The following is a 26,369-nucleotide window of genomic DNA, read 5'->3' as shown; positions in this document are numbered from 1 at the left end:
CGCTCGCGGTTGGCAGACTGTGATCATGACCCAGCACCCTGCCGCCGCCTCGTGGACCACCACGCCCATCACCGCGGACCTGCTGCGGGGCGCGATCGAACTGGAGCACACCGAGCACGGCGTGCAGCCCCACCGCCTGCCGTCCTGGGCGCGGGCGCAGGGCGCCGACGGGCAGCTGGCCATGGCCGAGGCCCAGCCGTCCGGCGTGCGCCTGGTGTTCCGCACCCGCGCCACCGCCATCGAGCTGGACACGTTGCGCACCCGGGTCGGCTACCGCGACCTCCCGCTCCGCCCGGACGGCCGGTACGACCTGCTCGTCGACGGCGTCCCGGCCGGTCAGGCCCCGACCACCGGCGGCAAGGTCCAGCTGCTGGACATGGCCACCGGCACCGCCGAGGTCCAGCCCGGCCCGGTCGGCACGGTCCGGTTCGACGGCCTGCCCGATCGGGTGAAGGAAGTCGAAATCTGGCTGCCGCACACCGAAATCACCGAACTGGTGGAGCTGCGCACCGACGCGCCCGTCGAACCCGCACCAGCCAAGGCCCGGGTCTGGCTGCACCACGGCAGCTCGATCAGCCAGGGCTCGAACGCCGCGAGCCCGGCCACCACCTGGCCCGCGCTGGCCGCCACGCGCGCCGGGGTCGACCTGATCAACCTGGGCTTCGGCGGCAGCGCGCTGCTCGACCCGTTCACTGCGCGCACCCTGCGCGACACCCCGGCCGACCTGATCAGCGTCAAGATCGGCATCAACCTGGTCAACGCCGACCTGATGCGCCTGCGTGCCTTCGGCCCAGCCGTGCACGGCTTCCTCGACACCATCCGCGACGGCCACCCGACCACGCCGCTGCTGGTCGTCTCGGCCATCCTCTGCCCGATCCACGAGGACACCCCGGGTCCGGGCGCGGTCGACTTCAGCGACGGGGTGCTGCGATTCCGGGCCACCGGCGACCCCGCCGAGCGCGCCGCCGGGAAGCTCACGCTGACCGTCATCCGCGAAGAACTCGCCCGCATCGTGGCCCAGCGCGCCGCCGACGACCCCCACTTGCACTACCTCGACGGCCGCACCCTCTACGGCGAGGCTGATGCCGCCGAACTGCCCCTGCCCGACCGGCTGCACCCGGACACCGCCGCCCACGAGCGCATCGGCACCCGCTTCGCCGACCACGCCTTCAGCCCCGGCGGCCCGTTCGCCCCGTAGGCGCGCGCTGCGGGGACGTTGACTGCCAGTCCTATGTGGACGGCTGCAGCCAGCTGCACAGCACGAGCACGCAGCAGTGCTCGTGGTCGACCACGGCGCGCAGGCGCTGGTCCCCGCTGTGCGCGTGGAACTGGTGCTCGGACATCAGCAGCACGAGCGGTTCCCGTCCCGACGCCGTTTTGAGCGCGGCCTTGCACAACGCCGCCGCCGACCGGAACCGCCGCTGGATCGGGGCTTCCAGGTCGCGTGCCCCGGTCAACCCGATGTCGGTGAAGTTCCCGGCCGTCCACACGGTCGCGCCCCTCGCGTGCGCGGCCAGCCGGGCGCGCAGCTGACTGGGCTTGCAGCAGTGCACCTCATCGATCCGCACGAGGCGGCCGGAAGCGGGTACCGGCTGACGGAACGGCCAGTGCACGTCGAGGCGACCTCCTGAGCAACGTCAGCGCATTTTGCACCCAGCAGGGTACGGGGAACGCGGGCACACGTGCGCCGGGTCACCCGGATTGCCTCCAGTCGCTCCACTGGCCGACTCGGTCACCCTGTTGGCCTACCCGGCCGCTCCGCTCACTGCCCCGGTCGTTCTCCCAGGCGCGGACGGAAATGTTCCTTGTGCCTGGTGCGTGGTCAGCCCTCCCCGGCATCGTGCGCCAGGATCGCTGCCTGGACGCGGTTGGTCAGCCCGAGCTTGGCCAGCGACCGGCTCACGTGCGCCTTCACCGTGGCCTCGCTCATCAGCAACTCCTTCGCGATATCGGCGTTCGACAAGCCCTTGGCGACCGCGTTGATCACCCCGCGCTCCCGCTCGGTCAACGCGGTGAGCTTCTCCCTCGCCCGGCGGGCCCGTTCCGGATGCTGTTCGGCGAACGCGGTGATCAACCGCTGGGTGACCGTCGGGGCCAGCATCGCGTTGCCCGCCGCCACGGTGCGGATCGCGGCGGTCAGTTCCACCGGCGGCGTGTCCTTGAGCAGGAACCCGGCTGCCCCGGCTCGCAACGCCCGATGCACGTAGTCGTCCAGGTCGAAGGTGGTCAGCATGATCACCCTCGGCGCCCGCTCCAGCCGCGCCACCTGCTCGAGGGCGCGAAGCCCGTCCAGCACCGGCATCCGGATGTCCATCAGCAGCACGTCCGGCTGGTACCGCAACGCGGCCTCCACCGCCTCCCGTCCGTCCTCGGCCTCGCTCACCACCTCCAGGTCGGGCGTGGGTTCGAGCAGACCACGGAGCCCCGCCCGCACCAGCGCCTCGTCGTCGGCGATCACCACCTTGATCACGGCGCTTCCTTCCCGGCGTAGGGCAGTCGTGCCGTCACCAGCCAGCCGCCGCTGGCCAAGCGCCGGGAACGGAAGGTGCCACCGACCAGTTCCACCCGCTCCCGCAGTCCCAGCAGCCCGAGCCCGTTGCCGGGCAGCGGTTCCGGTCGTTCGGCCGGTGCGGCGTTGCACACCCGCACCTCGATGGCCTGGCCGTTGTGCATCTCCACCACTTCGACCTCGGTGTCCACCGCTCCGGCGTGCTTGTGCACGTTGGTCAGCGCCTCCCGCACCACCTGGAACGCGGTTTGCGCCACCATCGGGGGCACCTCCGGCACGCTCTCGCGATACCACTGCACCGGGATCCCGGCTGCCTGCGAATCAGCCACCAGCTCGCCGATCTCCTCCAAAGTGGACACGGGTTGTTCGGTCGGTTCGGCGGGCGCCCCGGTGCGCAGGACCCCGAGCACATCGCGCAGCTGTGCCAGTGCCTCGCGTCCGGTCGTCCTGATCAACGCGGCCGTTTCCGCGGATTTCTCTTCCTTGGTGTTCACCTCCAACACTCCGGCGTGCAGCACCATCAACGACACGCGGTGGGCGACCACGTCGTGCATCTCATGCGCTATCCGGGCGCGCTCCCTCGCGCGGAGTTCACGGACCTGCGCCGCGTGCTGGATCTCCTGGTGCTCGGCTTGCCGGCGCAGTCCGGCCACCACCTGGCGCCGGGCGCCCACCCACAACCCGATCGCCAGCGGCAGCCACACGAACAGCGAGATCCCGCCCGAGGCCTGGAGCAACCGCGACCAAACCTGGCCCGGCCGCCCCAGCACGATGGCGAACACCGTCGGCGACAGGGTCACCACGCTGGCGCACGCGATGTAGGCGGTCAGGTGCGCGAGCCGCCGGTAGTGGGTACCCGCCAGGTAGGAGGCCGCTACCAGCCCCGGCCACAATGAAGCCAGCGCCATCGCCAGTGCCGCCGCCGTGAACAGCGGCCAGGTCCGCCAGAGCAGCAGGTAGACCCCGAGCACGGTCATCCCCATCAGCGTGCCCTTGAGCACGCTGACGACCGTCGCGTTCCCGTCCGCCAGTATCCCGATCACGTTTCCCTGGCCGGGCGACAGAAACATGCTGCCCATGACGATCAAACACAGCACGCCTCCTTCTACTTTGCTCACGTCCCGGCTCGGCGGGCGCCGAAGGAAATCGAGGACCGGCACCGAGTGAGCATATCGGCGGTGGTGGCCGCTCCCATCGTTCTTAAGTCGGCACGATGGTGTCTCTTTAGTAGGGGGTGCGATCGACTTTCGGCCGACGCCGGGCCCGCGGCCCGCCCCCGACGATGGCGCCATGACAGAAACAGCCAGCGCGATCGAAGTCCGCGGGCTCACCAAGGTCTACGGCTCCGGCGAGACCGAGGTGGCCGCGCTGCGCGGTATCGACGTGACCTTCCGGCGCGGTGAGTTCACCGCCATCATGGGCCCGTCCGGTTCCGGCAAGTCCACCCTCATGCACTGCGCGGCGGGGCTGGACCAGGCCACCGCCGGGCAGGTGCTGCTCGATGGCGTGGAACTGTCCACATTGTCCGACGACGCGCGGACCGAACTGCGGCGGGACCGGATCGGCTTCGTCTTCCAGGCGTTCAACCTGCTGCCGACGCTCACCGCGCTGGAGAACATCACCCTGCCGCTCGACCTGGCCGGGCGCCGCGCCGATCCCCGGCTGCTGGACCGGCTGGTCGGCACTCTGAAACTGGACGACCGGCTCGGCCACCGCCCGAGCCAGCTCTCCGGCGGGCAGCAGCAGCGAGTGGCGTGCGCGCGGGCGCTGATCACCGAGCCCGCGGTGGTCTTCGCCGACGAACCGACCGGTGCGCTGGACTCCGACAGTTCCGCCGAACTGCTCCGCTTCCTGCGGACCAGTGTGGACGAACTCGGCCAGACCATCGTGATGGTCACCCACGATCCCGGCGCCGCCGAGTACGCGGACCGGGTGCTGCTGCTCCCCGACGGTGCGCTCGCCGGGGACCGGAGTGCCGTCCGATGATCCGTTCGGCACTGCGGGATCTGCTCTCGCACAAGGGAAGGCTGGTGGCCACGCTGTGCGCGATCGCGCTCGGGGTGGCGGCCACCGTGGCGGGCTGGGTGCTGGCCGATTCGATCACCGCGACCCTGGCCGAGCGGCCGGTCCGGGACGGCACCGGGGCCTGGGTGAGCGCGGGTACCGGGCCGTCGCTCACCGAAGCCGATCGCGGCCGCCTGGCGAATGCACCGGGGGTGGTCGCCGCCGCGGGGGTGCGCGTGGGTCACGCCGGTCTGGTCGGAGCCGACGGCAAGCTGGTCCGCACGGAGACCGCGCCGGATCGGGCCGGCACCAACTGGGACGACACCGGCCGGTTCCGGCTGACTGCCGGAACGGCCCCGGGAGCCGGCGAGGTGGTGTTGCACCGGCCCGACGCGGAGCAGGCCGGGCTCGCGCCAGGTGAGGGCGTGCGGGTCTTGCTCGGGGAGGGGCGCTCCGAACAGGTGCGGGTCGCCGGGTTGTTCGACTACCTGACCATGGGGCCGGATTCCGGGGACGCGGCCGAAGTCGTGCCGTCGGTCGCCTATCCGGAAGCGGCCGCCGAGTCCAGGTTCGGCGCCAGGTATCACCGGATCGAGTTGGCGCTGGCGCCGGGTGCGGGCGTGCCACCGGTGGCGGCCGGGCTGGTGTCCAGTGGTGCCGAGCTGGCCGCGGCGGCACGGGCGGACATCGAGTCCTCGCGGACGGACCTCCGGCTCACCGTGCTGCCGCTGGCGGCGATCGCCCTGCTCGCCGGGATGTTCGTCATCGGCAACACCTTCACCGTGCTGATCACCCAGCGGACCCGGCAGCTGGCGCTGCTGCGCGCGGTCGGCGCTACCCGGCGGCAGGTCCGCCGCACGGTGGTCATCGAAGCCGCGGTGCTGGGCCTGGCCGGGGGCACCCTCGGCTGCCTGCTCGGGGCCGGGCTCGGACCGGTGGTCCTCGCGCTGGTCCGGCCGGGGGAGGAGGTGCTCTACCGGGTTTCGCCGCTTGCGATCGGACTCGGGTACCTCGTCGCGGTCGGGGTGACCGTGCTGGCCGCGGTCGGTCCGGCCCGGCGCGCGTCGAAGGTGACGCCGATGGCGGCCCTGCGCACGGATCCGGTGCTGCGCGGCCGGGCCTTCGCCGGGCGCACGGTGGCCGGGCTGGTGCTGCTGGCAGCCGCGGTGACCGGGGTCGCGCTGACAGCGGACCCCTCGGCGGAGAACCTGCCGAGGATCATCGGTCTCGTCTCGGCGGCGGCCGGTACGGGTGGCCTGCTCCTGCTGACCCCGGCGCTGGCCGCGTTGTTCTTCCGGCGGTTCCGCCGCGGCTCGCCCGCGACCAGGCTCGGGGTGCGCAACGCGGCCAGGGATCCGCGCCGGACGGCGGGTTCGGCGGCGGCGATCACCGTCGGCCTGGGGTTGGTGTGCGCGTTCGGCACCCTGAGCGCGACCTTGACCGAGTTGATCGCCTCCACCATCCGGGCCAACGTGCCGGTGACCACGACCGTGCTGCGACCGGCGGCGGGCGGGGACGCCGTGCTGGGGCCGGGGGACCTGACGCGGCTCAGCGAGGTGCCCGGGGTGACCGCGGTGGCGGGCAGCCGCGACCGGATCGCTGACATCTCCTACTCCGGCGGGCAGACCCGGCGCAACATCTCGGCGATCGAACCGTCGGCGCTGACCAGCGTGCTGTCACCGAAAATCACCGCCGGCGACGCGGACCTGACCCGTGGGGTCGTCGTCTCCCGGAACCAGGCGGACATGCTCGGCCTGGGTGTGGGGGATCGGATCACCTTGAGCCCTGGGCCGGGCACCTCGATCGCCACTCGGGTCACCGGGGTCTACGAGGCGACCGAACTGCAGGCGAGCATCTACTACGACCTGGCGCTGGCTCCGCCGGAGGTGGGTGAGCGGGTCAGCCTGGGTTACGCGACGGGCTCCGATCCGACCGCGGTGCGCCGGTCGATCGAAGCGGCTTTCGCCGACCGGCCGGATGTGCTGGTCACCGATCAGGACGGGCTCGCCGCGCAGGGCATCGAGTCGCAGCGGCTCGCGTTTGTGCTGCTGTACGCGATGTTCGGGGTCGCGGTGGTGATCGCCGTGTTCGGGGTGGTGAACACGCTCGCGTTGTCCGTGCTGGAACGGACGCGGGAGATCGGCATGATGCGGGCGATCGGCGCGTCCCGATCGCTGATCCGGCGCATGGTGCAGGCCGAGAGCATCGCGATCTCCTTGTTCGGGGCGGTATTGGGGGTGGTCGCCGGGCTCGGCGCGGGTGCGGTGATGCAGCACGCGATGCTCGGGCAGTCGCTTGGTGACGCGTCGATACCGCTCGGGGTGATCGGGGTGTGCCTGGTCGGCATGGTGCTCGCGGCGGTGCTGGCCGCCCTTTGGCCCGCCCGGCGAGCGGCGAAGACGGAGGTGTTGCCCGCGATCGCTCCTTAGAACCGAGCCGCAGAACCAAGGCAGGCCCTAGACAGACGCCCGGCTCGCACGGCGAGCCAGGGCCTGCCGCCGTATTCGTGGACGCGGTTGCGGGCGTTCCACGGCGCGGGGAGGAGTTCTTCGACGGTGCCGGCGGGGCCGGCCTTGACCAGTGCGACGCGCCCGCTTTCGCCGGGCCGGGCTTCGGCCCACCAGACTTCGCCGTCGACGACGTCGAGCCACTGGGGCGTGTTCCCGGCGGCGGCGACGTCCGCGGCGGTGATGGGTGAGGTCCAGGCTCCATAAGGTGCGATCTCGGGCTGGGCCGGGCGAGCTGACCCAGTGCGGGGCTTCGGTAATGCGATTTGGTCGGAGTCTGCCAGCGCGGTACCGATGCCGGGGGGCGGATGCTTTTCCTGCCAACGAAAAACGAGACCGGTAGCGGTGCGGGGGCCCGGAGGACGTGGTCGTTGTCCGGGCGGCGCGACAAGGCCGCCCAACAGGGAGGGCCGGTTTTGTCGGTGTGCGTGGTTATGGTCCCGATCATGGTGGAGATCCGCTGGGTGACCGGCGACGCGACGAGTCCCTCGGCCGAGGGGCCCAAGGTCATCGCCCACATCTGCAATGACCGGGGCGGGTGGGGCAGGGGCTTCGTGCTGGCGGTCTCCCGGCGGTGGCCGGAGCCCGAGGCCGCTTACCGCCGTTGGTATCGCGACCGGGGTGGCAACGACTTCGGGCTTGGAGCGACCCAACTCGTCCAGGTCGCGCCCGAACTCTGGGTGGCCAACATGATTGGCCAGCACGGCATCAAGACCAGCCGCAGTACTGGGCCGCCCATTCGGTACGACGCGGTCCGGTTGTGCCTGCGCCATCTCGCCGCGCAGGCCGGCCGCCTCAGTGCCAGCGTCCACCTGCCCCGGATCGGTGTTGGCTTGGCTGGAGGTTGTTGGGAGCAGATCGAATCGCTCATCACCGGTGAGCTCGTCGGCAGAGGGATTCCCGTCACCGTTTACGACATGCCGTGATGATTCCCGGGGCCTGTTCGCTGGACAGGCCCCGGGAACGGGTCAGCGTTTCAGCGTGAAGGTGAAATCGTTGGAGAGCGTGGTGTTCAGGCGCACCGCCGAGACGAGTTTTCCTTCTGTCAAAAGCCTTTCGACCTCCGCCCGCGGGAGGCGGCAACCCTCGGCGATCAGGCGTACCGGGCGGACCGGGATCCGGGCGGCGAAGCGGACCGACACGTCGATCACCTCGCGATCAAGATGACCGGTACCGCCGGTGTCCAGGCGCCAGGTGCCGCCCCAGTCGAGCGTGATGCGGTTGCGGTGCTGCACGGCCGGGTCCTGCAACAGCGCGACGACGAGGCCGAGATCGTTGTCGTGCAGGCGGTTCAGCAGGTCGGGGCGGATGGAGCGCACGTTCAGCCGTTCGAAGAGGGTGAGCTTCACCGTGTCCCCGCATTCGGTGCAGCGCACGAGCAGCCAGGCATCGATGCGCTTGTGGTTGGCGTTGACCCGGAACCTGCCGCTCGCCCGGAATCGGTCGGACGCGCAGGCGTGGCAACGGCGCTGGACCAAGGGCAGGCGCGTGGGCATGACAAGCCAATGATTGAGCACAGAAGTACACCGTTCTGTGAGAAGTCCGCAGCAAGAAGAAGCGCGGCGCTCAGGGCGCGACGCGCGACGAGATCAGCGCTTGGGAGGTCTCACAGGTGGTACAACGGCACGTCCTCGCTCAGCCGACAGGTCCGGCTGCACGGTAACGACGGACGAGGGCGCCGCTCTACTTCTTTTCCGGGGTGATGCGCACGCAGCAGTGGCCCGCGGCCGCGTCGAGGCGGGCGGTCAGGCCGGTGGACGCGAGGCCGTCTAGAACTCCTTGCAACAGACGGAGGTTCATGCCGCAGACCAGTTCGGTCTGGTGCACCGCGAGGCTGTGGAACGGGCAGTTGCCGAGCATGATGGTGGTGCCGGTGCGCCGGGGTTCGAAGCCAAATCGGTCGAGTGCGTGCATCACCGGGTCGTCGGCGGGCGGGTCGGTATGGGCTGCCTGGCCAAGCTCCCGGCCCAGTTCGCGGGCGCGCCGGTCCAGAACGGTGCGAGGTGAAGCGCCGGTGGTTTCGGCTTCTTGCAGGGAGTCGGCGAGCAGGCGGCCGGCGAGTTCGTAGCGGCGGTCGGGCAGGGAGACGGCGATCTGCCGCGACGAGCGGCGGTACAGCTTGGCCGGACGTCCCGCCCCCGGGCCGCTGCGACCGGTGCGGCGTTCGTAGACGACGTCGAGCAGGCCGTCGTCGACGAGGCGGTCGAGGTGGAAGGCGACGGTGGTGCGCGGCAACCGCACCGCTTCGGCGGCTTCGTCCCGGCTGACCGGGTCGGGCCGGCGCACGACGAGGTCGTACAACCGGCGGCGGGTCGGCTCGTCGAGTGCGGCGACCGCGGCGACCTGGGCGGCGCGAGAGGTGTGGTCCATCTCTAAAAACGATCTCCGTTGACTGAATTGGCTCGGTGGTTCTAAGGTTAGCGTGAGTTGTTGTTAGAAGGAGGACCTATGGCCGCGCCGATCTCGGCGGGACCGCACCGCCAGCTGCGGGTGGTGTCCGGGCGGACCGGCATCGATCCGGAGGCGGCGCAGCGCGCCGTGGCGGATCTGCTGGTCGCGCTGGGGCAGGATCCGGAGTCGGAGCACCTGGCCGACACGCCGAGGCGGGTCGCCGACGCGTACGGCGAAATGCTCACCCCGCGCGAATTCAACCTGACCACCTTCCCGAACGACGAGGGCTACGACGAGCTCGTCCTGGCCCGCGACATCCCGGTGCAGTCGCTGTGCCAGCACCACATGCTGCCGTTCCACGGGGTGGCGCACGTGGGCTATCTGCCCGGCGAGCGCATCCTCGGCCTGTCGAAGCTGGCCCGCGTGGTCGAGCTGTACGCCCGCGACCTCCAGGTGCAGGAACGCCTGACCAAGCAGGTGGCCGACTGGCTGCAGCAGAACCTGGCGCCCCAGGGTGTGGGCGTGGTGATCGAGGCCGAGCACATGTGCATGTCGTTGCGCGGGGTGCGGGCCACCGGGTCGAGCACCGTCACCTCGGCGCTGCACGGCGTGCTGCGGGAGGACGCCCGGTCGCGGCAGGAGTTCTTCGGCCTCGCCGGCATTCGCTGAAACGACCGCGGGAAATTTCTGGGCGAGTGTCCTTCCGCCGGTGGCTCGTTCGTAGTGACAGCGAACGAGCAGCCGACAACAGGGAGCGCACCGTGCGGAACAACAACGACAAGGTCCACGCCTGGGTCAAGGCCGAGCGGCTCGGCCTCGCCGACTTCCTCGAAAGCCTGGACGAGCACGAGTGGCAGGTGCCGTCCCTCTGCGACGGCTGGACGGTGCGTGATGTCGCCGCGCACATGACGTTGTCCACGCGCATGTCCCTCCGGCTCACCGTCAAGGGCGTGTTGCGCTCGCGTGGCAGCGTGCACCGGATGTTCGACGTGCTCGCGCGGGATCGCGCCGCCCGGTTCACGCCCGCGGAACTGGTTGCCCAGCTCCGCGAGACGGCTGACTCCCGGCACCTCACACTCGGGGCGAGCCCGTTCGATCCGCTGGTCGACGCGCTCATTCACGGGCAGGACGTCGCCCGGCCGCTGGGCAGGCCGCGCCCGATGCCACTCGACGCGGCTGTCGAGGCGCTCGAGTTCGTCTGGAACGCGCGGTTCTACGGCGCGCGGAAGCGCCTGCCCGGCACCCGGCTCATCGCCACCGACCGGGAATGGACCGGCGGCGACGGGGCCCAGGAGATCCGGGGCACCGTCTCGGACCTGCTGCTGCTCGCCACCGGGCGGACCGCGCGCGCCGTGGACGCTCCGGCTTGACCGTGCGCACTGTGAAGGCCCGGGCGGACCGTGCGCGCCGTGGGCGCTCCAGCTTGACTGTGCGCGCCGTGGACATCCCGGCCTGACTGTGAAAGCCGCGGGCGGACCGCGCACCATGGAGGCCTCGGCTCCCCGTGTGTGCACCGTGGACGGCGCGGCCTGGTCTATCGGGGGACGCCCCAGGCGTCGGCTACTCGGTCAGCGGTCAGCACCGAGCGGGGCGCGCCTTCGGCGACGAGCCTCCCGTCCCGCAGTAGCAGGCAGTGATCCGCCCGCTCGGCGACGGCGAGATCGTGGGTGACCCGCACGATCGTCACGCCGTCGCGGCGGGTGGCGGTCAGGGCCTCGTCGATCAGGGTTCGCGCACGCAGGTCCAGTCCGGCCGCCGGTTCGTCGAGCAGCAGCAGGCCCGACTGCTGCGCCAGGCCCTGCGCCACCAGCGCCCGTTGCCGCTGGCCGCCGGAGAGGGTGCCGAGTCTGCGGTGCGCGATCGAGGTGATGTCCAGGCGCCCCAGGCACTCCTCGACCACCGCGCGGTCCTTTGTGGTCAGTCGCCGCCAGGGGCCGCGGTGGGCCCAGCGGCCCATGGCCACGGTGGCACGCACAGTGATCGGCAGCGCGTCGGAGACCTCGCTGTGCTGGGTCACGTACGCGGGGCGGGCCGCCCCCCGTGTCACCGTGCCCGACGAGGCCGGTAGCACCCCGGCGATCACGTTGAGCAGGGACGACTTCCCGGCTCCGTTCGCCCCGACGACCGCCGTGAGGCGGCCTTCCGGCACCACCGCCGTCACTCCGCGGAGCACCTCCCGGTGGTCATAACCCGCGCGTACTTCACCCAGGGTGACCGCCGCCACGTTCTCGCTCATCTGACACCGCCCAAGATAATGACAATCATTACCACTATAGTGTCCCGTGTGGACTGGTTGCTCATCCCCTTCGAGGTGTCGTTCGTGCAGCGTGCGCTGCTGGCCGGAGTGCTGGTGTCGGTGGTGTGCGCGCTCGTCGGCACCTGGGTGGTGCTGCGCGGCATGGCCTTCATCGGCGACGCGATGTCGCACGGCATGCTGCCCGGGGTCGCGATCGCCTCGCTGATCGGCGTGAACCCGCTGCTCGGGGCCGCGCTCAGCGCCGGGGTGATGGCACTCGGCGTCACCGCGCTCGGCCGGTCGCGGCGGCTTTCGCAGGACACCACCATCGGCCTGCTCTTCGTCGGCATGCTCGCGGCCGGCGTGATCATCGTCTCGCATTCGCAGTCGTTCGCGGTCGACCTCACCGGCTTCCTCTTCGGTGACGTGCTCGCGGTCGGACCCGCCGACCTGAGGATCCTCGGGATCACGCTGGCCGTCGTGGCACTGGTGTCGCTGCTGGGTTTCCGCTCGTTCGCCGCGCTGACCTTCGACGCCAGGAAGGCGCACACGCTGGGCCTGCGCCCCGGCTGGGCGAACGGCGTGCTGCTCGCGCTGGTGACGCTGACCATCGTCGCGTCGTTCCGGGTGGTCGGCACGCTGCTGGTGTTCGGCCTGCTCATCGCCCCGGCCGCGGCGGCGACCTTCTGGGCCCGCCGGATCACCACGATCATGCTGCTCGCCGCGCTGCTGGGGGTGCTGGCCACGGTGGCCGGGTTGCTCGTGTCCTGGCACTGGGGCACCGCCGCCGGGGCGAGCATCGCGGCCACCTCCGTCCTGCTGTTCTTCGCCTCCGCGCTGCTGTCCGTCGCGCGGCGGCGATTCCTTGACCCGACAACGGAGATCGAGCGATGAAACTCAGAAAACGCGTGGGGCTGCTCGCCATCGCGGCCGTGCTGCCCGCGGCCTGTGCGGCCGAACCGGAGCAAGCCGCACCCGCCGCGGAAGCACCGCACGGGTATGTCGAGGGCGCCGAGGAAACCGCCGAGGCGCAGTCGCGGCTGGTGGTGGCCGACGCCGGAACGGGCGCCGTGCAGGTGGTGGACCTGATCACCGAACAGGTCCACCCGGTGGGCCGGGTCGACGGGGTGCGCGACATCACCGGCGACGGCAGGTTCGCCTACCTCACCGGAAAGGACGGCGCCGTCCACGTGGTCGACAGCGGCTCGTGGATGGTCGACCACGGCGACCACGTGCACTACTACCGCGCCGCCGTCCGCGAAGTCGGGGTGGTACCGGGGAAGCAAGCGCTTGCGGCGTACAGCGATCCCGCGGTGACCGCACTGTCCTATCCGGACGGTACGGCGATCCTGCTCGACCGCGCGAAGCTCGACAAGGGCGAGATCGCGGAACTGGGAAGGATCACCCGCCTGCCGCACGAGAGCACCGCGGTGCCCTACGGCGAACACGTCCTCGCGTCCGACGGCACGCAGGGAGTGCGTGTCCACGACCGTCAGGGCAAGCCGGTCGCGACCATCGAGCACCCGTGCCCGGACCTCAAGGGCCAGGCGGTCACCCGGCGCGGGGTGGTGTTCGGCTGCGCGGACGGGGCGTTGCTGGTCACCGAGAAGGACAAAACCTTCACGGGCGAGAAGATCCCGTACCCGGACGAACACGAACGGGCGACCCGGTTCACCCATCGCCCCGGCAGCACCACGCTCGCGGCCCAGTCCGGGGACAACGCCGTGTGGTCGCTGGACGTCAGCCGCCGGGCGTGGACGCGGGTGGAAACCGGGCCGGTCGCCGCGGTGAACGCGGTCGGCGAGGGCGCGCCGCTGCTCGTGCTGACCCGCGACGGGGTGTTGCACGCCTACGACGGAACCACCGGTGAGGAGCGGGCGAAAACCCCGCTGATGCCGGACGCGACCGGGGCCGCGATCCAGGTGGACACCACCCGCGCCTACGTCAACAACCCGGCTTCGGGAGAGGTGTACGAGATCGACTACAACGACAACCTGCGCCGTGCCAGGACGATCACCGTCGCGGGCAAGGCCAGCCACCTGGTGGAGACCGGGCGATGAAGCGACTGCTGCTGGCGCTCGTCACGCTGCTGGTGGTCACGGGCTGCAGCGCGTCGGGCGAGAGCCGGTCCTCCGTGGTGGTCACCACCAACATCCTCGGTGACATCACCCGCACCATCGTGGGTGACCAGGCGCCGGTGACCGTGCTGATGAAACCGAACGCGGATCCGCACTCCTTCGGCATCTCCGCGCAGCAGGCCGCGGAGACCGAGCGCGCCGGATTGATCGTCTACAACGGACTCGGCCTCGAAGAGGGCATGCTGCGGAACGTCCAGGCAGCACAGGAAAGCGGGGTGCCGGTCCTCCCGGTGGGGGAGCGGGTGAACCCGATCGGTTACGCCGGCGGAACAGCGCTCGATCCGCACTTCTGGACCGACCCCGCCCGGGTGCGCGACGCGGTGACGGTGATCGCGGAGCAGGTGATCGCCCAGGTGGACGGCGTGGACGCGACGGTGGTGCGGGCCAACGCCGAGCGCTACCGCGGTGAGATCGACGCGCTCGACACCACCATGACCGAACGGTTCGCGCGGATCCCTCCCGAGCGGCGGAAACTCGTCACCAACCACCACGTGTTCGGCTACTTCGCGCAGCGCTTCGGTTTCGAGGTCATCGGCGCGGTGATCCCCGGTGGCACCACGCTCGCCTCACCCAGTGCCTCCGACCTGAAGTCGCTCGCCGACGCGGTTCGGACCGCCGGTGTCCCGGCGATCTTCGCCGACTCCTCGCAGCCGGACCGGCTCGCCCGCGTGCTCGCCGACCAGGCCGGGCTGCACGTGGCTGTGACCCCGTTGTTCTCCGAATCGCTGAGCGAACCCGGCCAGGGCGCGGCGACCTACCTGGAAATGATGCGCGCCAACACCGAGGCGATCGCGACGAGCTTGAACCCCTGATGGAAAGGTACGCAATGACGAAGAAGCTGTACGCCGCGCTCACCGCGGCGGGCGTGCTCACGCTGACCGCCTGTGGCTCCGAACCACCGGCACAGCAGGACAACGCCGCGGCCCCGGCCAAGACCACCGTGGCCGAGCCCGTCGCCGTCACCTACGACGGCGGGATCTACCTGCTCGACGGCAAAACCCTCCAGGTGGCCAAGGACATCCCGCTCGACGGCTTCAACCGCCTCAACCCGGCGGGTGACGACAAGCACCTGATGGTGTCGACCTCCACCGGGTTCCGCGTGCTCGACGCGGCCGGCGCGGTGCTGACCGACAACGAGGTCAAGGCGCCCAAGCCGGGCCACGTCGTCCGCCACGCCGGGAAGACCGTGCTCTTCGCCGACGGCACCGGCGAGGTGACCGTGTTCGACCCGAAGTCGCTCGGCTCGGGGCCGTTGCCAGCGCCGCAGTACAAAACGCCGGAACCGCACCACGGCGTCGCCGTCGAACTGGCCAACGGCGAGCTGGTCACCACCATCGGCAACGAGGACGAACGCCCCGGCATCGCGGTGCTGGACAAGGACCGCAAGGAGATCGCGCGCAACGACCAGTGCCCCGGTGTGCACGGCGAAGCGGCCGCGAAGGGGGAGGCGGTGGTGATCGGCTGCGAGACCGGCGCGCTGATCTACCGCAACGGCACCATCACCAAGGTCACCAGCCCCGACCCGTACGGCCGGATCGGCAACCAGGCCGGTTCCGACGTCTCCCCGATCACGCTCGGGGACTACAAAGTGGACGAAGCGGCGGAGCTGGAGCGCCCGACCCGGATTTCCCTGATCGACACCGAGAACGCCACGCTGCGGCACGTCGACCTCGGCACCAGCTACACCTTCCGCTCGCTGGCCCGCGGTCCGCAGGGCGAAGGGCTGGTGCTCGGCACCGACGGGCAGCTCCACGTGATCGACCCGGTGGCCGGCACGGTGACGCGCAAGATCGCGGTGACCGGCTCCTGGCAGGAACCGCTGGAGTGGCAGCAGTCGCGCCCGGCGATCTTCGTCCGCGGCGGGACCGCCTACGTGACCGACCCGAACAAGAAGGAGATCCACGCGGTGGACCTCGCGTCGGGCACGAAGACCGCGACCGGTGCGCTGCCCGGCGTGCCGAACGAGGTCAGCGGGGTGCTGGGGTAGCCGCGGTGGTGCCGGGATCCGGCGGGGTTCCCGGCACCACACCGCGCCGCACGAGCAGGAGCCGGTCGCCCGCGGTGAGCCGGAGCACGTCGGCGTCGGCGCCCAGGTGCCGGATGCCGCCGCGCAGCACCCCGACCGCACCGGAATCGCATTCCCGCGGGAACAGGCCGATTTCCGATGACTGCACCGGCCGCGACTGCACCAGCCAGCCGGACCCGTTCCGGTGCGCGGGCGCGATGCGCTGGCCCAGTGCGCCGGTGGCCAGTGCCGCGCCCGCGGTGTCCGAGGAGATGACCACCTGATCGGCGCCGCGGAGGAAGCCCGCGTGTTTCCGGTCGGTGACCGCGGTGACCACCAACGCCTCCGGCCCGCACAGTTCTCGGGCGACCATGGTGATGAACACGGCCGTGGCGTCCGGCTGCACGGCCACGATCACGTGCCGCGCCTCGGTGATGCCGGTCTGCCGCAGGGCGGCGCGGTCGGTGGCGTCACCGGACACCGTGCGCACGCCCAGGTTCGCCGCCTCGACGAGGGCGCCGGGACGCCGGTCGATGGTGACGATCTCGCCCGCGGGTATCCCGCTGGAGAGCAGCAGCCTGGCCGCCGAGGCGCCGATGGCGCCGAAACCGATGATCAGGGTGCGGGCGGTCAACGGGTCCCCCGCCGAGGTCGGCACATGGGGCGCGAGTAGACCCGGTCGGGGGACGCCCGAAAAGGGCTTTGGCGGAATCTTTACGACTTCTTTGCGCTCGGCTCGGGAACTGCCGGGTGGAGTGCATTACCGGTAATGGGTGCGGCATTCTGGGCGAATGAGCGAAGGCGCCGAACTGGCGATTCCGGCCAGTGTGGACAGCCCGGTACGCCCGAAACCGCCTGCTTCGGGGTTTTCCCGGTGGCTGCTGCGCGACCAGGTGCACCCCGCGGGCCCGGCGGCGGGGGAGTCCCACGCGAAACCACACGCCTGGTGGAAGGTCATGTGCCTGACCGGTGTGGATTACTTCTCCACTTTGTCGTATTTGCCGGGTATCGCCGCGCTGGCGGCCGGCGCGCTTTCCCCGCTGGCCACCGTGCTCATCGTCGCGCTGACCCTGCTCGGCATGCTGCCGATGTACCGGCGGGTGGCCAAGGAGAGCCCGCACGGCCAGGGTTCGGTGGCCATGCTGGAGAACCTGCTGCCGTTCTGGCGGGGCAAGCTCTTCGTGTTGGTGCTGCTGGGTTTTGTCGCCACCTCGTGGATCATCACGATCACCCTGTCCTCGGCCGACGCCACCGTGCACGCGCTGGAGAACCCGCTCACGCCCGGTTTCCTGCACGGGCACGAGGTGCTCGTGACCGTGGTGCTGCTCCTGGTGCTGGGCGGGGTTTTCCTGCTCGGGTCCAGCGAAGCGGTCGGGGTGGCCATCCCGCTGGTCGCGGTGTTCCTGGTGCTCAACGCGGTGGTGGTCGGCGCCGGAGTGGTCGAACTGATCGCCGAGCCCGCCGCGTTGTCGCGCTGGGTGGACGCGCTGACCGCGGGCGGCACCGGGATCGGTGACGTGCTCGGGCCCGCCATCCTCGCCTTCCCGTTGCTGGTGCTCGGCCTGTCCGGCTTCGAAACCGGTGTCAGCATGATGCCGCTGGTCGCCGCGGACGGTGCCAGCGACGAGGAACGGCTCGCCGCCCGCATCCGCAACACCCGGAAGCTGCTCACCACCGCCGCCCTGATCATGTCGGTCTACCTGCTGGCGACCAGCCTGATCACGGTGACGCTGGTCCCGCCCGCCGAGTTCGCGCCCGGCGGGCAGGCGAACGGCCGCGCGCTGGCCTTCCTCGGCCACGAGCTGCTCGGTGAGTTCTTCGGCACCGCCTACGACCTCAGCAGCATCCTGATCCTGTGGTTCGCCGGTGCCTCGGCGATGGCCGGGCTGATCAACATCGTGCCGCGGTACCTGCCCGCCTACGGCATGGCGCCGGAATGGGGCCGCGCGGTCCGGCCGGTGGTGCTGGTCTACACGCTGATCAGCGTGCTGATCACGATCGCCTTCGGCGCCGACGTCAACGCGCAGGCGGGTGCCTACGCCACCGGGATCCTGGCGATGATGGTCTCCGGCGCGGTCGCGGTGACCATCTCCTCGGCGCGGGCGCGGCGCACCAAGGCCGCGATCGCCTTCACCGTGCTGACCCTGGTGCTGCTCTACGCCCTGGTCGAGAACATCATCGAAAAGCCGGACGGCATCCTGATCTCGGCCGCGTTCATCGGCGGCATCATCGTGGTCTCACTGATCTCGCGCGTCTCCCGGACCACCGAACTCCGCGCCGAACGCCTCGAATTCGACGAAACCGCCCGGAAGTTCATCACCGATTCCCTCAACCACGACGGCGCGCTCAACGTGATCGCGAACAAGCGCCAGGCCGGTGATCACGCCGAATACGCGGAAAAGGAGGAGGCGCAGCGCGAACTCAACCCGGTGCCCGGTGCGGCGGACGTGTTGTTCCTGGAAATAGACGTGGTCGACCCGTCGGACTTCAGCGACGTGCTGCGGGTGCGCGGGGTGGAGGTGGACGGTTTCCGGATCCTGCGCGCCGACAGCCCGGCGGTGCCGAACGCGCTCGCGGCGATCCTGCTGAGCCTGCGCGACCACACCGGGGTGCGGCCGCACTGCCACTTCGAGTGGAGCGAGGGCAGCCCGCTCGGGCACCTGTTCCGCTACCTCATCCTCGGCCAGGGCGACACACCGCCGGTGGTCCGCGAGATCCTGCGGACCACCGAACGGGATCCCGCGCACCGGCCCCGCATCCACGTCGGGTGACTCAGCGGTACCGCGGGTTGGTCGCGTGCCACTCGAACCCGCCGCCCATCCAGTCGCGGACGCCGTCGAGGAAGCGGTGCAGTTCGGGGGCCGGAACGGCCCGCAGTTTCCGGTGCCCTTCCTCGAAATCACGCACGATCGAGTTGTGCAGTTCGACGGTGGCCTCGGTCGCCTCCTCGATCGAGCAGTTCCGGTCGGCCGCGATCTGCAGCACCATGTTGCACACCGGGTGCTCGTCGGCGGCGTCCTTGGCCACCGAGAACAGGTCGTTGACCAGCACGCACGCGGTGCCCGCCTGCATCAGCGCCCGGCGCACGCGGGGTTCGTAGTACAGGTGCGCGGGCAGTTCGTAACCGCCGACGGCGTCGATCAGCGTCATCGAGGTGTAGAAGCTGTCGTGCTGCCGCGCGGCGAGGTACTCCCACGCCGGCGGGTAGGAACCGGTGTAGCGCCAGGCCGCGTAGGCGTCCCACGACACGAACATCGCGAACGTCGAATAGCAGACGCGCTGGACCACCACGGCGCTGCTGTGCCGGGAAAGGTGGCCGATGGCCGAGTTCAGCCCGACCAGGATGGGGTCGCCGCGCAGCGCGTCGTCGAGTTCCGAAGTGAACTCGCCCGCGGGCGCCACCGGGTCCATCGCCGCCATCACCAGCGCCAGCCGCGGCGGCAGTTCGGTCGGTGAGGCGCCGAGTTCGCTGTCGTCGGCGTAGTAGTCGTCGGCCGCCCACCAGGCGGCGTTCAGCTGGGCCGCGATCAGCAGGTGGTCGGGGTCGTCGGAGTCGGGGTGGGCGAGCACGACCAGCTTGCCGAACCCCGCCTTGGCGATCTGCTCCAGGCCCGCGCCGGCGAACCCGCAGTCCGCCGCCCAGGTCACCAGGCGGCGGTCCACCTCCTCGGCGAGCGGTTCGTTGACGCGCCGGACCACCGGGCAGTAGAGCGGGGACGCGCTCCCGTCGCCCCAGCTCATCTCCGCGTAGCCCGGCTCCGGTGCGGGTTCGATTTCGGGTTCGGGCATGGCCTGTGCCGCGATCCTGGCCGCCGAGGTGCCGAGGCCGGAGGGCCCGGACAGCAGGGCGGCGAGCGCTCCGGCCTCGGTCATCGCGCTGCCTCCCTCAGACCCGGTCGGCGGCGATGAGCAGGTAGTGGAAGCTGCCTTCCCGGTAGGCGGTGAGGAACGGGTCCTCGATCCCGGTGGCCACCGAGGACTGGGCGCGCAGTTCCCAGTACGGGATGGTCGCGGCGGTCAGGTCGACCACGTTGATCGGCACGAAACCGTTGACCGCCAGTGCTTTGAAGTAGTCGCCGCGGGCGTGGATGTTGCAGATGTAGTGCTGGTCGATCTGGCTGACCGCCCGCGACCGCCCGCCGGTCACGTCGTTGTAGCACCCGGTGATGGTCACGTACCGGCCGCCGGGGGCGAGCTGGCGGGCGTGCTCGGCGAACAGTTCGGTCAGGTCCACGTACATGGTCGACTCGTTGTTCCAGATGCCCGCGAACGCGCCGGTTTCGAAGCCGGTGTCGAGCATGTTCCGCTCGTGGTAGGTGACGTGCCCGGCCACGCCGAGCCGGGCCGCCTGGGCATTCGCGAATTCCACCTGCTGGTGGGAAATCGACACCCCGTCGACGCGGCAGCCGAATCGCTGGTGGGCCATCACGCTGGTGCCGCCGCGTCCGCAGCCCGCGTCGAGCAGGCGGTCGCCGGGGGAAATGGGGCCGAGGTGGTCGAGCAGCACGTCCGCCTGCGCGGTTTCGAGCCGGTGCATTTCGGCGATGATCGCGTCGTCGCGGGTTTCCGCGGGAGCCTCCAGAACGGCCGGGTCGAAACCGCCGATTCCGTAGTGGTGGTGAAAAAGACCATCGATCTCACCCAAACGAAGGTTGACCGGATCCTTCTCCTTGTTCCAGTAGTCGGCTACTGAACGCTGGTAGGCGGTGCGCAGCACAGGATTGTCCAGAGAAGTCATTCCAGCGGCTCCTTGTGAATCCAGCAGCTCTAGTATGCTGGATGTTTGTTCGAAGTCGGGTCGAATGCGGCCAACGCTAGACTTCGCTTCCTGGTCCGGACAAGGCGGCTGAACGCGGTTCACCCTCGGGTGGCCGGGGCGCCGGGCAGAGTTGCCTGCCTGGCCTAATCGGCTCGCCTGCCGGTCGGTGCGGAAATGGTGTTACACCGACATTCGGCGCCATTTCCCTCCCGAACGGCTGAAGGTCCATTCACTGTCAGTGGCATGGAGGTGCCGCTGGGTCAGGGCTGGCAAAGATTATGTAGATCGGTCTACTATGGCCGCGTGATCAAGGGTGAGCAGACCCGGGCGAAGCTGATCGGCGCGGCCCGGACGCTGGTGGAGGAGAAGGGGTACCACGGCACCGCGCTCAACGAGGTGCTGGCGCTGGCCGGTGCGCCGAGGGGCTCGCTGTACCACCACTTCCCGGGCGGCAAGGACCAGCTGGTCGGCGAGGCGCTGACCGCCGCGGGCCAGGAGGTCGACGAACTGCTGGCCGGGGTGGCCCGCACCGCGGCGGGCGCGCGGGCGCTGGTGCCCGCGGTCCTGGCCGCGCTGGCCGACCGGATGCAGGCGGCGGACTACGCGAAGGGGTGCCCGGTGGCGACCGTGGCGCTGGAGGTCGCGGCCTCGGAGGGCGAACTCCAGGCGCTGTGCGGTGAGATCTACGCGGGCTGGGAGGGTGTGCTGGCCGAGGCGCTGCGGGCCGAGGGACGGGAGCCCGCCGAAGCCGAGGAGCTGGCGGCGACCGTGCTCGCCCTGATCGAGGGTTCGCTGGTGCTGGCGCGGGCCCATCGGAGCCGGGTGCCGGTCGAGCGGGTCACCCGCCGGATCGACCTGCTGCTGGGCCGGGGGTGACCACAGTGGACAGTGTGGTGTTCGGCGCGAACGGCTTCCTCGGCCGGTGGACGGTGCTGCACCTGCTGGGCCGCGGGCGCGCGGTCGCGGCCGTGGTGCGCCGCCCCGGTGGTCTGCGCGACTGGCTGCTGGCGCACGGTGCGGCCGTCGATCGGCTGGCGATCTTGACCGGTGACCTCACCGCGGGCCCGGGGCTGGGGTTGAGCCCAGCTGACGACGAACGCCTCATGGACGTGCGGGACGTGGTCAATTCGGCCGCGGTCTACCGGTTCGGCCTGCGGCGCGAGGAGGCGGTGCCGGTCAACGTCGAGGGCGCGGTGAACGTACTGCGGTGGGCGGGAACCCGGCCCCGGCTGCGTCGGCTCGTCCACGTTTCGGGATATCGGGTGGGGCTGGATCCGACGCCCCGGTACCCGATCCCGGAGACCGAACTGACCGCGCTTTACCGGGCCAAAGGCGCCTACGAAGGCTCGAAGACCGAGGCGGACGCCGCCGTGCGCGTGCTCGCGGCGGAACTCGGCGTTCCGTTGAGCGTGGTGAACCCGAGCACCGTCATCGGGCATTCGGTGACCGGTGAAGCCGGGCAGTACGTCGGCCTGGCCGCGCTCGTCCGCGACCTGTGGACCGGCAAACTCCCCGTACTGCCGGGGAATGCGCGGACGTTCCTTCCGGTGGTGACCGTGGACCACTTCGCCGAATTCGTGGCCGCGGTGCCCGAGCACCCCGCCGGGAAGTACTGGGTGCTCGACGAACGCACGCCGGAACTGCCCGAACTGGTGCGACTGCTGGCCGCGCACCTCGGGGTCCGGGCGCCGAAGCTCAGGGTGCCCGCCGGGGTGATCCGGCGGCTTCCCGCCGCGCTGACCGGCGCCGACCCCGAGACGCTGACATTCCTGACCGAGGACCGGTACGACACGGCGTCGGCCGATCGAGTGGGCATCCGGCACCCGGCGGTCGAAACCGCACTGCGGCGCTGGGTCGATCGCCTGGTCGCGGACGGTTTCGGCGAGGCGCCGGCCACCCTTCCCGGCGGCTTCGAGGAGGTGGCCGGGTCCCGCGCCTATGTCGCGGGCGACCGGGTCACGCCGGAATTCGTCTTCCTGCAGGGAACGGAGGCGAGCGCGGAACCGTGGCGGGAGGTGATCGCCGAACTCGGCCCCGTGCCGGTGATGGTCGCCGACCTGCCGGGGCTGGGACGGTCGGCACCCGCGGCGGTCGCTCCGCACAAGTGGCTGGCCGAACTGCTGGAGCCGGTCGGAACGCGGCCGGTGCTCGTCGCGAACCCGGTCACCGCCGGTCCGGCGATCCGGTGCGCGGCGGCGCATCCCGGCCGGGTGGCGGCCGTGGTGGTGGTACCGCCCGGATTCGTCCCGGCCGGGAGCGCGGCGGGGCCGCCTCGTCCCGGTGCCGCCCGGCGGCGGGCGCGGTGGCTGCGGACGGCGGACGAGCACGCGGCTGGCGGGGGCGAGGTGCGGTGGATGACCGGTGAAGCGACGCCCGCGGCGGTCGCGCGGGAATGCCACCTCGGCGCGGGGGTGCGCCGAGGTGGCGGTCTGTCCTGAGTGGACCTGGCTCAGACGCCGGCGACCTGCTGGATCCAGCTGCGGTACCGGGTGATGTTCGTGTACGCGGTGTTGTTCGACCGGTCGCTGGTGGACGCGACGCCCACCTGGCGGCCGGAGGCGAACATCGGGCCACCGGAGTCGCCGCCGGCGGTGATGCCGTCGATGCGGTTGGCGCACACCGAGATCCCGCCGTAGTAGTCACTGCAGTTGACCGAGTTGACCCGCACGTTGGCGTACTTCAGGTACCGCGACTGGCAGTTGATCTCCGAACCGCACTGGCTGGTCGCGCCCCAGCCGTAGACCTGCACGGTCTGGCCGGTGGCGACGTCACTGGTGGTGCCGAGCGGGGAGTAGGTGGCGTTGACCGAGGTGGTCAGCCGGACGATGGCCAGGTCGGCCGAGCCGGGGTACCGCGTGATCGTGCTGCCGGTGGCCATCGTGCCGCCGCTCTGCTGGTCCAGGCTGCCGATCCGGAAGGTGTAGGTCCCGCTGCTGGCCACGCAGTGCTTCGCGGTCAGGATGTACTGCGGCGCGATGATCGTCGAGGTGCAGGTCTGCCGTCCGTTCGCGAACAGCCGGGCGGCCCACGGGCCGCTCGTGGCGTACTGCCCGCCGATGATGAACGGTTGCACGCCGCCGGACTCGGTCGCGGCGGCCGAGGTGGCCGGGGCGGCCAGGCCGATCAGGGCCATCAGGGCACTGCCGATGAGCACGGCCAGTGAGCGCAGGCGCATGGTTCCGACTCGTTTCTGCGGCACGGGATGACGGCCGCGTTCCGGGGGAGGGGATGCGCCAATTCTCGAACCGGAAAGCGCGGCCCCGGAACCGACGAAAGTCGGATGGTCCAGACCAGCAATACCTATTCATCCGCCCATCGCGCCCGCGGTATAGCACCGGTGTTATCCGTACCGCTGGGCCATTTGGCGGCGTGGCTCACAACCTGCTGAACACCGTGTAAGCGGCGACCACCAGGCTGCCGCACAGGGCGGCGAGCAGCACGGCGCGCAGGGTCAGGGTGTCCGCGGTGGAACGGCGCATGGGAGTGGCCTCCGGCGACTCGGTGGGGACGGTCATGCCCTGCCGACCTCCCGGGGTCCGCCTCATGACGGCGGTTCGCCGCCGAAATCGCGGATCTCCCCTCCGCGGGGGAGGACGGGGTCGTCACCTTCCGTGATCAACCGTGCCGGTCACACGTCATCCGACATTTTATCCGGGGTCGATGAAATTTCGATGAAATGGTCTTCGGTCGCCATTTTAGTCGTTAGCGGGAGCGCTTTTATTGTAGGGTTTTCCGGTGGAAAGCAGATTCACCCCGCTGGCCGGTGACGATCCGGGTGAGGTCGGCGGTTACCGGTTGCGGGCGCGGCTGGGCGTCGGCGGGATGGGGCGGGTGTACCTGGCGTTCAGCCCCGGCGGGCGGGCGCTGGCGATCAAGGTGGTGCGCACCGAGCACGCCGAGGACGAGGAGTTCCGGCGGCGGTTCGAGCAGGAGATCGCCGCCGCGCGGCGGGTGCAGGGCATGTACACCGCGGAGGTGGTGGACGCCGACGCCAAGGCGGCCGTGCCGTGGCTGGCCACGGCGTACGTGCCGGGTCCGTCGTTGCGGCAGGCCGTCGCGGAGCACGGGGCGCTGCCGTCGGACACGGTGTTCCGGTTGCTCGCGGGGGTGGCGGAGGGCCTGGCCGCGGTGCACGCGTGCGACATCGTCCACCGCGATCTGACCCCCGCCAACGTGTTGCTGGCCGAGGACGGTCCGCGGGTCATCGACTTCGGCATCGCGCACGCGGCGGCGGCCACCTCGTTGACGCGCAGCGGGATCAGCATCGGCACGCCCGCGTTCATGGCACCCGAGCAGGTCCGCGGCCGTCCCGCGACGGCGGCCACCGACGTGTTCGCGGTGGGGCACCTCGCGGTGTTCGCGGCCACCGGGCGGCCCGCCTTCGGGGAGGGCAACCGGGACGCGATGTTCTACCGGATCCTGTCGGAGGAACCGGAACTGAGCGGTTGCCCGGACGACCTCCGGTCGATCGTGTTGCGCTGCCTGGCCAAGGAGCCCGGTGACCGGCCGTCGCTGGAGGAGGTGCTGGCGGACGTCGCCGGGCACACGGAACCACGCATGCCCGGCGAGTGGCTGCCCGACGATGTCACGCGGGCGTTCAAGCGCTACGACACGGCGCTCTACACCGTCCACAAGACGAAGGTGGAGCCTCCGCGCGAGGCGAAGAAGGAGCCTCCCACCCAGGCGAAGAATCGTGGCTCGCTTGCTGGTGGACTGCTCGGCGTGGCCCTGCTGATCGGGATCCCGGTGTTCGGCGCGGTCGGACCGGAGAGGGTGATGGACGCGGCGGGCGAGTTCTTCGGCGCGAAGTCGACCACCACAAAACGGACCACGACCACCACGAAACGCACCACAACCACCACGCGCAAGGCCGCCGCCACGACCAGGAAGACCACCACGACCACGACCACCACGAGGAACGCCTGGAAGGGCTGCTCGGAGGCAGCCGCCGCGTTCGACACGCTGGAGAGCACCCGCGTCAGCGACGACCGCGACGTCAACGCCGCCGCCTACCGGAAGCTGGCCGACCGGCTGGACACCATCGCCGACACCGCTGGATCCGCGCTGGACTCGACCCTGGAGGACCTGGCGAACGGCTACCAGGACGTTGCCGACCACCTGGCCGCGGGCAACACCGACGCGTTCGGCTCACTCGCCGCCAAACTGAACGAGGAAGCGGCCGCCCTGCTCGACCGGTGCCGCGGCTGAGGCGTCAGCCCTCGCTCGACCGGTGCGGCGGCTGAGGCGTCAGCCTTCGATCGACCGGTGCGGCGGCTGAGGCGTCAGCCTTCGATCGTCCCCGGCGGCAGCGGGTGCTCGGGGTGCTGGACGAACACCCGCTCCAGCCGCCCGTCCACGATGTCGTCGTTGAGCAGGAAACCGGAGCCGGCACCGAGCAGGTACGCGACGATGGTGCTGCCTTCGCTGCCCGGCGGCCGCAGCCGCAGGTGCTCGAACACGCCCCGGCTCGGGTTGGCCAGCCAGAACCGGGGGGTCAGCGGGTCGCCTTCGGGAAGGTAGTCCCAGCCGGTGACCGTCACCGCGCAGAAGAAGTCGAACTCGCGCCCGGCGTAGAACGCTTCGGCGTGCCCGAGGATCCGGCCGAGGTGCGCGACGGCGGCCTTCACGAGCACCCGGTTGCGCTCCATCAACGGCAGCTCGTCCAAGAATGAGATGTCCGCGTAGGTGGCGTAGAGGGGCAACTCGTCGAAGTAGCCGTCGTAACGCATCAGCCCGTCGAGATCGAGCAGATCCCCCTTGGCCAGCAGGCGTTCGAAGTCCTCGCCGAACCGGTCGATCTCAGTGCTCACCAGGCTCTCC

Annotated in this window: 26 protein-coding genes and 1 pseudogene; 14 read left to right on the top strand and 13 right to left on the bottom strand. The window is 70.6% G+C overall.

The genetic code is table 11. The annotated features are described in order from the left end of the window. Nucleotides 1-25 precede the first annotated feature (25 nt). The gene (locus JYK18_RS39400; protein ID WP_206808946.1) at nt 26-1,198 is read left to right on the top strand and encodes a GDSL-type esterase/lipase family protein; all 1,173 of its coding nucleotides are present in this window, start codon (nt 26-28) and stop codon (nt 1,196-1,198) included. Nucleotides 1,199-1,229: 31 nt separating this feature from the next. Here the strand turns inward: JYK18_RS39400 and JYK18_RS39395 are convergent, their stop codons facing one another. The 3 genes from JYK18_RS39395 to JYK18_RS39385 form a co-directional block, all read right to left on the bottom strand. Then, a complete protein-coding gene (locus JYK18_RS39395; RefSeq protein ID WP_206808944.1) occupies nt 1,230-1,613 on the bottom strand; it encodes a hypothetical protein in 384 nt (127 codons plus the stop codon). Between the two features lie 209 nt (nt 1,614-1,822). Beyond that, nucleotides 1,823-2,470 carry a response regulator transcription factor gene (locus JYK18_RS39390; RefSeq protein WP_206808942.1) on the bottom strand — a complete coding sequence of 216 codons (648 nt, stop codon included), beginning with the start codon at nt 2,468-2,470 and terminating at the stop codon, nt 1,823-1,825. Next, a complete protein-coding gene (locus JYK18_RS39385) occupies nt 2,467-3,588 on the bottom strand; it encodes a sensor histidine kinase (RefSeq protein ID WP_206808941.1) in 1,122 nt (373 codons plus the stop codon). Before JYK18_RS39385 ends, JYK18_RS39390 begins: the two co-directional genes overlap by 4 nt. Before the next feature lie 211 nt (nt 3,589-3,799). Here JYK18_RS39385 and JYK18_RS39380 point away from each other — a divergent pair, with 211 nt between their 5' ends. Next, the gene (locus JYK18_RS39380; RefSeq protein ID WP_206808940.1) at nt 3,800-4,495 is read left to right on the top strand and encodes an ABC transporter ATP-binding protein; all 696 of its coding nucleotides are present in this window, start codon (nt 3,800-3,802) and stop codon (nt 4,493-4,495) included. Next, nucleotides 4,492-6,942, top strand: coding sequence for an ABC transporter permease (locus JYK18_RS39375; RefSeq protein ID WP_206808939.1), 2,451 nt, complete (start codon nt 4,492-4,494; stop codon nt 6,940-6,942). The genes JYK18_RS39380 and JYK18_RS39375 overlap by 4 nt, the downstream gene beginning before the upstream one ends. A gap of 47 nt (nt 6,943-6,989) precedes the next feature. On the opposite strand, the pseudogene JYK18_RS47270 reads toward JYK18_RS39375, so the two are convergent. Then, nucleotides 6,990-7,286 (bottom strand): annotated as a pseudogene (locus JYK18_RS47270) (hypothetical protein); the annotation flags it as partial. 180 nt (nt 7,287-7,466) lie between these two features. Here JYK18_RS47270 and JYK18_RS39370 point away from each other — a divergent pair. Next, nucleotides 7,467-7,946, top strand: coding sequence for an Appr-1-p processing protein (locus JYK18_RS39370; protein ID WP_206808938.1), 480 nt, complete (start codon nt 7,467-7,469; stop codon nt 7,944-7,946). Nucleotides 7,947-7,988: 42 nt separating this feature from the next. On the opposite strand, the gene JYK18_RS39365 is transcribed toward JYK18_RS39370, so the two are convergent. Both JYK18_RS39365 and JYK18_RS39360 read right to left on the bottom strand, forming a co-directional pair. Continuing rightward, nucleotides 7,989-8,516, bottom strand: a complete 528-nt coding sequence (locus JYK18_RS39365) for a DUF1062 domain-containing protein (protein WP_242583969.1) — start codon at nt 8,514-8,516, stop codon at nt 7,989-7,991. A 187-nt stretch (nt 8,517-8,703) separates the two neighbouring features. Then, nucleotides 8,704-9,390, bottom strand: a complete 687-nt coding sequence (locus JYK18_RS39360; RefSeq protein WP_206808936.1) for a metalloregulator ArsR/SmtB family transcription factor — start codon at nt 9,388-9,390, stop codon at nt 8,704-8,706. A gap of 78 nt (nt 9,391-9,468) precedes the next feature. On the opposite strand from JYK18_RS39360, the gene folE reads away from it, so the two are divergent. After that, nucleotides 9,469-10,080: a GTP cyclohydrolase I FolE gene (gene folE, locus JYK18_RS39355; protein WP_206808935.1), complete on the top strand. Its 612-nt coding sequence runs from the start codon at nt 9,469-9,471 to the stop codon at nt 10,078-10,080. Nucleotides 10,081-10,172: 92 nt separating this feature from the next. Further along, nucleotides 10,173-10,781: a maleylpyruvate isomerase family mycothiol-dependent enzyme gene (locus tag JYK18_RS39350; RefSeq protein WP_206808933.1), complete on the top strand. Its 609-nt coding sequence runs from the start codon at nt 10,173-10,175 to the stop codon at nt 10,779-10,781. Between the two features lie 164 nt (nt 10,782-10,945). Here the strand turns inward: JYK18_RS39350 and aztA are convergent, their stop codons facing one another. Then, the gene (gene aztA, locus JYK18_RS39345; RefSeq protein WP_206808932.1) at nt 10,946-11,647 is read right to left on the bottom strand and encodes a zinc ABC transporter ATP-binding protein AztA; all 702 of its coding nucleotides are present in this window, start codon (nt 11,645-11,647) and stop codon (nt 10,946-10,948) included. Nucleotides 11,648-11,695: 48 nt separating this feature from the next. Between aztA and aztB the strand changes: the two genes are divergently transcribed. The 4 genes from aztB to aztD are packed head-to-tail and all read left to right on the top strand — an operon-like array spanning nt 11,696 to nt 15,772. Next, complete coding sequence (gene aztB / locus JYK18_RS39340) at nt 11,696-12,541, top strand: zinc ABC transporter permease AztB (RefSeq protein WP_206808931.1); 846 nt, start codon at nt 11,696-11,698, stop codon at nt 12,539-12,541. Continuing rightward, the gene (locus JYK18_RS39335; protein WP_206808930.1) at nt 12,538-13,707 is read left to right on the top strand and encodes a hypothetical protein; all 1,170 of its coding nucleotides are present in this window, start codon (nt 12,538-12,540) and stop codon (nt 13,705-13,707) included. Before aztB ends, JYK18_RS39335 begins: the two co-directional genes overlap by 4 nt. Continuing rightward, the gene (gene aztC, locus JYK18_RS39330) at nt 13,704-14,597 is read left to right on the top strand and encodes a zinc ABC transporter substrate-binding protein AztC (protein ID WP_206808929.1); all 894 of its coding nucleotides are present in this window, start codon (nt 13,704-13,706) and stop codon (nt 14,595-14,597) included. The genes JYK18_RS39335 and aztC overlap by 4 nt, the downstream gene beginning before the upstream one ends. A gap of 14 nt (nt 14,598-14,611) precedes the next feature. After that, nucleotides 14,612-15,772, top strand: a complete 1,161-nt coding sequence (gene aztD, locus JYK18_RS39325; protein ID WP_206808928.1) for a zinc metallochaperone AztD — start codon at nt 14,612-14,614, stop codon at nt 15,770-15,772. On the opposite strand, the gene JYK18_RS39320 is transcribed toward aztD, so the two are convergent. Further along, a complete protein-coding gene (locus JYK18_RS39320) occupies nt 15,753-16,424 on the bottom strand; it encodes an NAD(P)-binding protein (RefSeq protein WP_206808927.1) in 672 nt (223 codons plus the stop codon). The two genes, aztD and JYK18_RS39320, sit on opposite strands and share 20 nt — an antisense overlap. 157 nt (nt 16,425-16,581) lie before the next feature. On the opposite strand from JYK18_RS39320, the gene JYK18_RS39315 reads away from it, so the two are divergent. Next, a complete protein-coding gene (locus tag JYK18_RS39315) occupies nt 16,582-18,561 on the top strand; it encodes an amino acid transporter (RefSeq protein ID WP_206808926.1) in 1,980 nt (659 codons plus the stop codon). 1 nt (nt 18,562) lies between these two features. Here the strand turns inward: JYK18_RS39315 and JYK18_RS39310 are convergent, their stop codons facing one another. Then, nucleotides 18,563-19,663 (bottom strand): family 2 encapsulin nanocompartment cargo protein terpene cyclase, encoded by a 1,101-nt coding sequence (locus JYK18_RS39310; RefSeq protein ID WP_206808924.1) that lies wholly within the window; start codon nt 19,661-19,663, stop codon nt 18,563-18,565. Between the two features lie 13 nt (nt 19,664-19,676). Beyond that, a complete protein-coding gene (locus JYK18_RS39305) occupies nt 19,677-20,528 on the bottom strand; it encodes a geranyl diphosphate 2-C-methyltransferase (protein WP_206808923.1) in 852 nt (283 codons plus the stop codon). Between the two features lie 264 nt (nt 20,529-20,792). Here JYK18_RS39305 and JYK18_RS39300 point away from each other — a divergent pair, with 264 nt between their 5' ends. Both JYK18_RS39300 and JYK18_RS39295 read left to right on the top strand, forming a co-directional pair. Then, nucleotides 20,793-21,425 carry a TetR/AcrR family transcriptional regulator gene (locus JYK18_RS39300; RefSeq protein WP_206808922.1) on the top strand — a complete coding sequence of 211 codons (633 nt, stop codon included), beginning with the start codon at nt 20,793-20,795 and terminating at the stop codon, nt 21,423-21,425. Between the two features lie 5 nt (nt 21,426-21,430). Then, entirely contained in the window at nt 21,431-22,987 is a 1,557-nt protein-coding gene (locus tag JYK18_RS39295; protein ID WP_206808921.1) for an SDR family oxidoreductase, read from the top strand. Nucleotides 22,988-22,998: 11 nt separating this feature from the next. On the opposite strand, the gene JYK18_RS39290 is transcribed toward JYK18_RS39295, so the two are convergent. Both JYK18_RS39290 and JYK18_RS39285 read right to left on the bottom strand, forming a co-directional pair. Continuing rightward, nucleotides 22,999-23,724 carry a trypsin-like serine protease gene (locus tag JYK18_RS39290; protein ID WP_206808920.1) on the bottom strand — a complete coding sequence of 242 codons (726 nt, stop codon included), beginning with the start codon at nt 23,722-23,724 and terminating at the stop codon, nt 22,999-23,001. Nucleotides 23,725-23,923: 199 nt separating this feature from the next. Beyond that, on the bottom strand, nt 23,924-24,064 hold the full coding sequence (locus tag JYK18_RS39285; RefSeq protein ID WP_206808919.1) for a hypothetical protein: 141 nt from the start codon (nt 24,062-24,064) through the stop codon (nt 23,924-23,926). Nucleotides 24,065-24,284: 220 nt separating this feature from the next. On the opposite strand from JYK18_RS39285, the gene JYK18_RS39280 reads away from it, so the two are divergent. Continuing rightward, nucleotides 24,285-25,757, top strand: coding sequence for a serine/threonine-protein kinase (locus JYK18_RS39280; RefSeq protein ID WP_206808918.1), 1,473 nt, complete (start codon nt 24,285-24,287; stop codon nt 25,755-25,757). 74 nt (nt 25,758-25,831) lie between these two features. On the opposite strand, the gene JYK18_RS39275 is transcribed toward JYK18_RS39280, so the two are convergent. Beyond that, a complete protein-coding gene (locus JYK18_RS39275) occupies nt 25,832-26,359 on the bottom strand; it encodes an Imm15 family immunity protein (RefSeq protein WP_206808917.1) in 528 nt (175 codons plus the stop codon). Nucleotides 26,360-26,369: the final 10 nt, after the last annotated feature.

The sequence above is a fragment of the Amycolatopsis sp. 195334CR genome (assembly GCF_017309385.1).
GTDB lineage: Bacteria > Actinomycetota > Actinomycetes > Mycobacteriales > Pseudonocardiaceae > Amycolatopsis.
This window is presented reverse-complemented; position numbering and strand designations above follow the sequence as displayed.

Excerpts from the sequence above, each read along its gene's own strand:
- aztA (WP_206808932.1), bottom strand. The coding sequence starts at position 11,647 with ATGAGCGAGAACGTGGCGGCGGTCACCCTGGGTGAAGTACGCGCGGGT.
- JYK18_RS39310 (WP_206808924.1), bottom strand. The coding sequence starts at position 19,663 with ATGACCGAGGCCGGAGCGCTCGCCGCCCTGCTGTCCGGGCCCTCCGGC.
- JYK18_RS39385 (WP_206808941.1), bottom strand. The coding sequence starts at position 3,588 with ATGGGCAGCATGTTTCTGTCGCCCGGCCAGGGAAACGTGATCGGGATA.
- JYK18_RS39365 (WP_242583969.1), bottom strand. The coding sequence starts at position 8,516 with ATGCCCACGCGCCTGCCCTTGGTCCAGCGCCGTTGCCACGCCTGCGCG.
- JYK18_RS39315 (WP_206808926.1), top strand. The coding sequence starts at position 16,582 with ATGAGCGAAGGCGCCGAACTGGCGATTCCGGCCAGTGTGGACAGCCCG.
- aztD (WP_206808928.1), top strand. The coding sequence starts at position 14,612 with ATGACGAAGAAGCTGTACGCCGCGCTCACCGCGGCGGGCGTGCTCACG.
- JYK18_RS39360 (WP_206808936.1), bottom strand. The coding sequence starts at position 9,390 with ATGGACCACACCTCTCGCGCCGCCCAGGTCGCCGCGGTCGCCGCACTC.
- JYK18_RS39290 (WP_206808920.1), bottom strand. The coding sequence starts at position 23,724 with ATGCGCCTGCGCTCACTGGCCGTGCTCATCGGCAGTGCCCTGATGGCC.
- JYK18_RS39370 (WP_206808938.1), top strand. The coding sequence starts at position 7,467 with ATGGTGGAGATCCGCTGGGTGACCGGCGACGCGACGAGTCCCTCGGCC.
- JYK18_RS39300 (WP_206808922.1), top strand. The coding sequence starts at position 20,793 with ATGGAGGTGCCGCTGGGTCAGGGCTGGCAAAGATTATGTAGATCGGTC.
- aztC (WP_206808929.1), top strand. The coding sequence starts at position 13,704 with ATGAAGCGACTGCTGCTGGCGCTCGTCACGCTGCTGGTGGTCACGGGC.
- JYK18_RS39335 (WP_206808930.1), top strand. The coding sequence starts at position 12,538 with ATGAAACTCAGAAAACGCGTGGGGCTGCTCGCCATCGCGGCCGTGCTG.
- JYK18_RS39305 (WP_206808923.1), bottom strand. The coding sequence starts at position 20,528 with ATGACTTCTCTGGACAATCCTGTGCTGCGCACCGCCTACCAGCGTTCA.
- JYK18_RS39285 (WP_206808919.1), bottom strand. The coding sequence starts at position 24,064 with ATGACCGTCCCCACCGAGTCGCCGGAGGCCACTCCCATGCGCCGTTCC.
- folE (WP_206808935.1), top strand. The coding sequence starts at position 9,469 with ATGGCCGCGCCGATCTCGGCGGGACCGCACCGCCAGCTGCGGGTGGTG.
- JYK18_RS39400 (WP_206808946.1), top strand. The coding sequence starts at position 26 with ATGACCCAGCACCCTGCCGCCGCCTCGTGGACCACCACGCCCATCACC.
- JYK18_RS39380 (WP_206808940.1), top strand. The coding sequence starts at position 3,800 with ATGACAGAAACAGCCAGCGCGATCGAAGTCCGCGGGCTCACCAAGGTC.
- JYK18_RS39375 (WP_206808939.1), top strand. The coding sequence starts at position 4,492 with ATGATCCGTTCGGCACTGCGGGATCTGCTCTCGCACAAGGGAAGGCTG.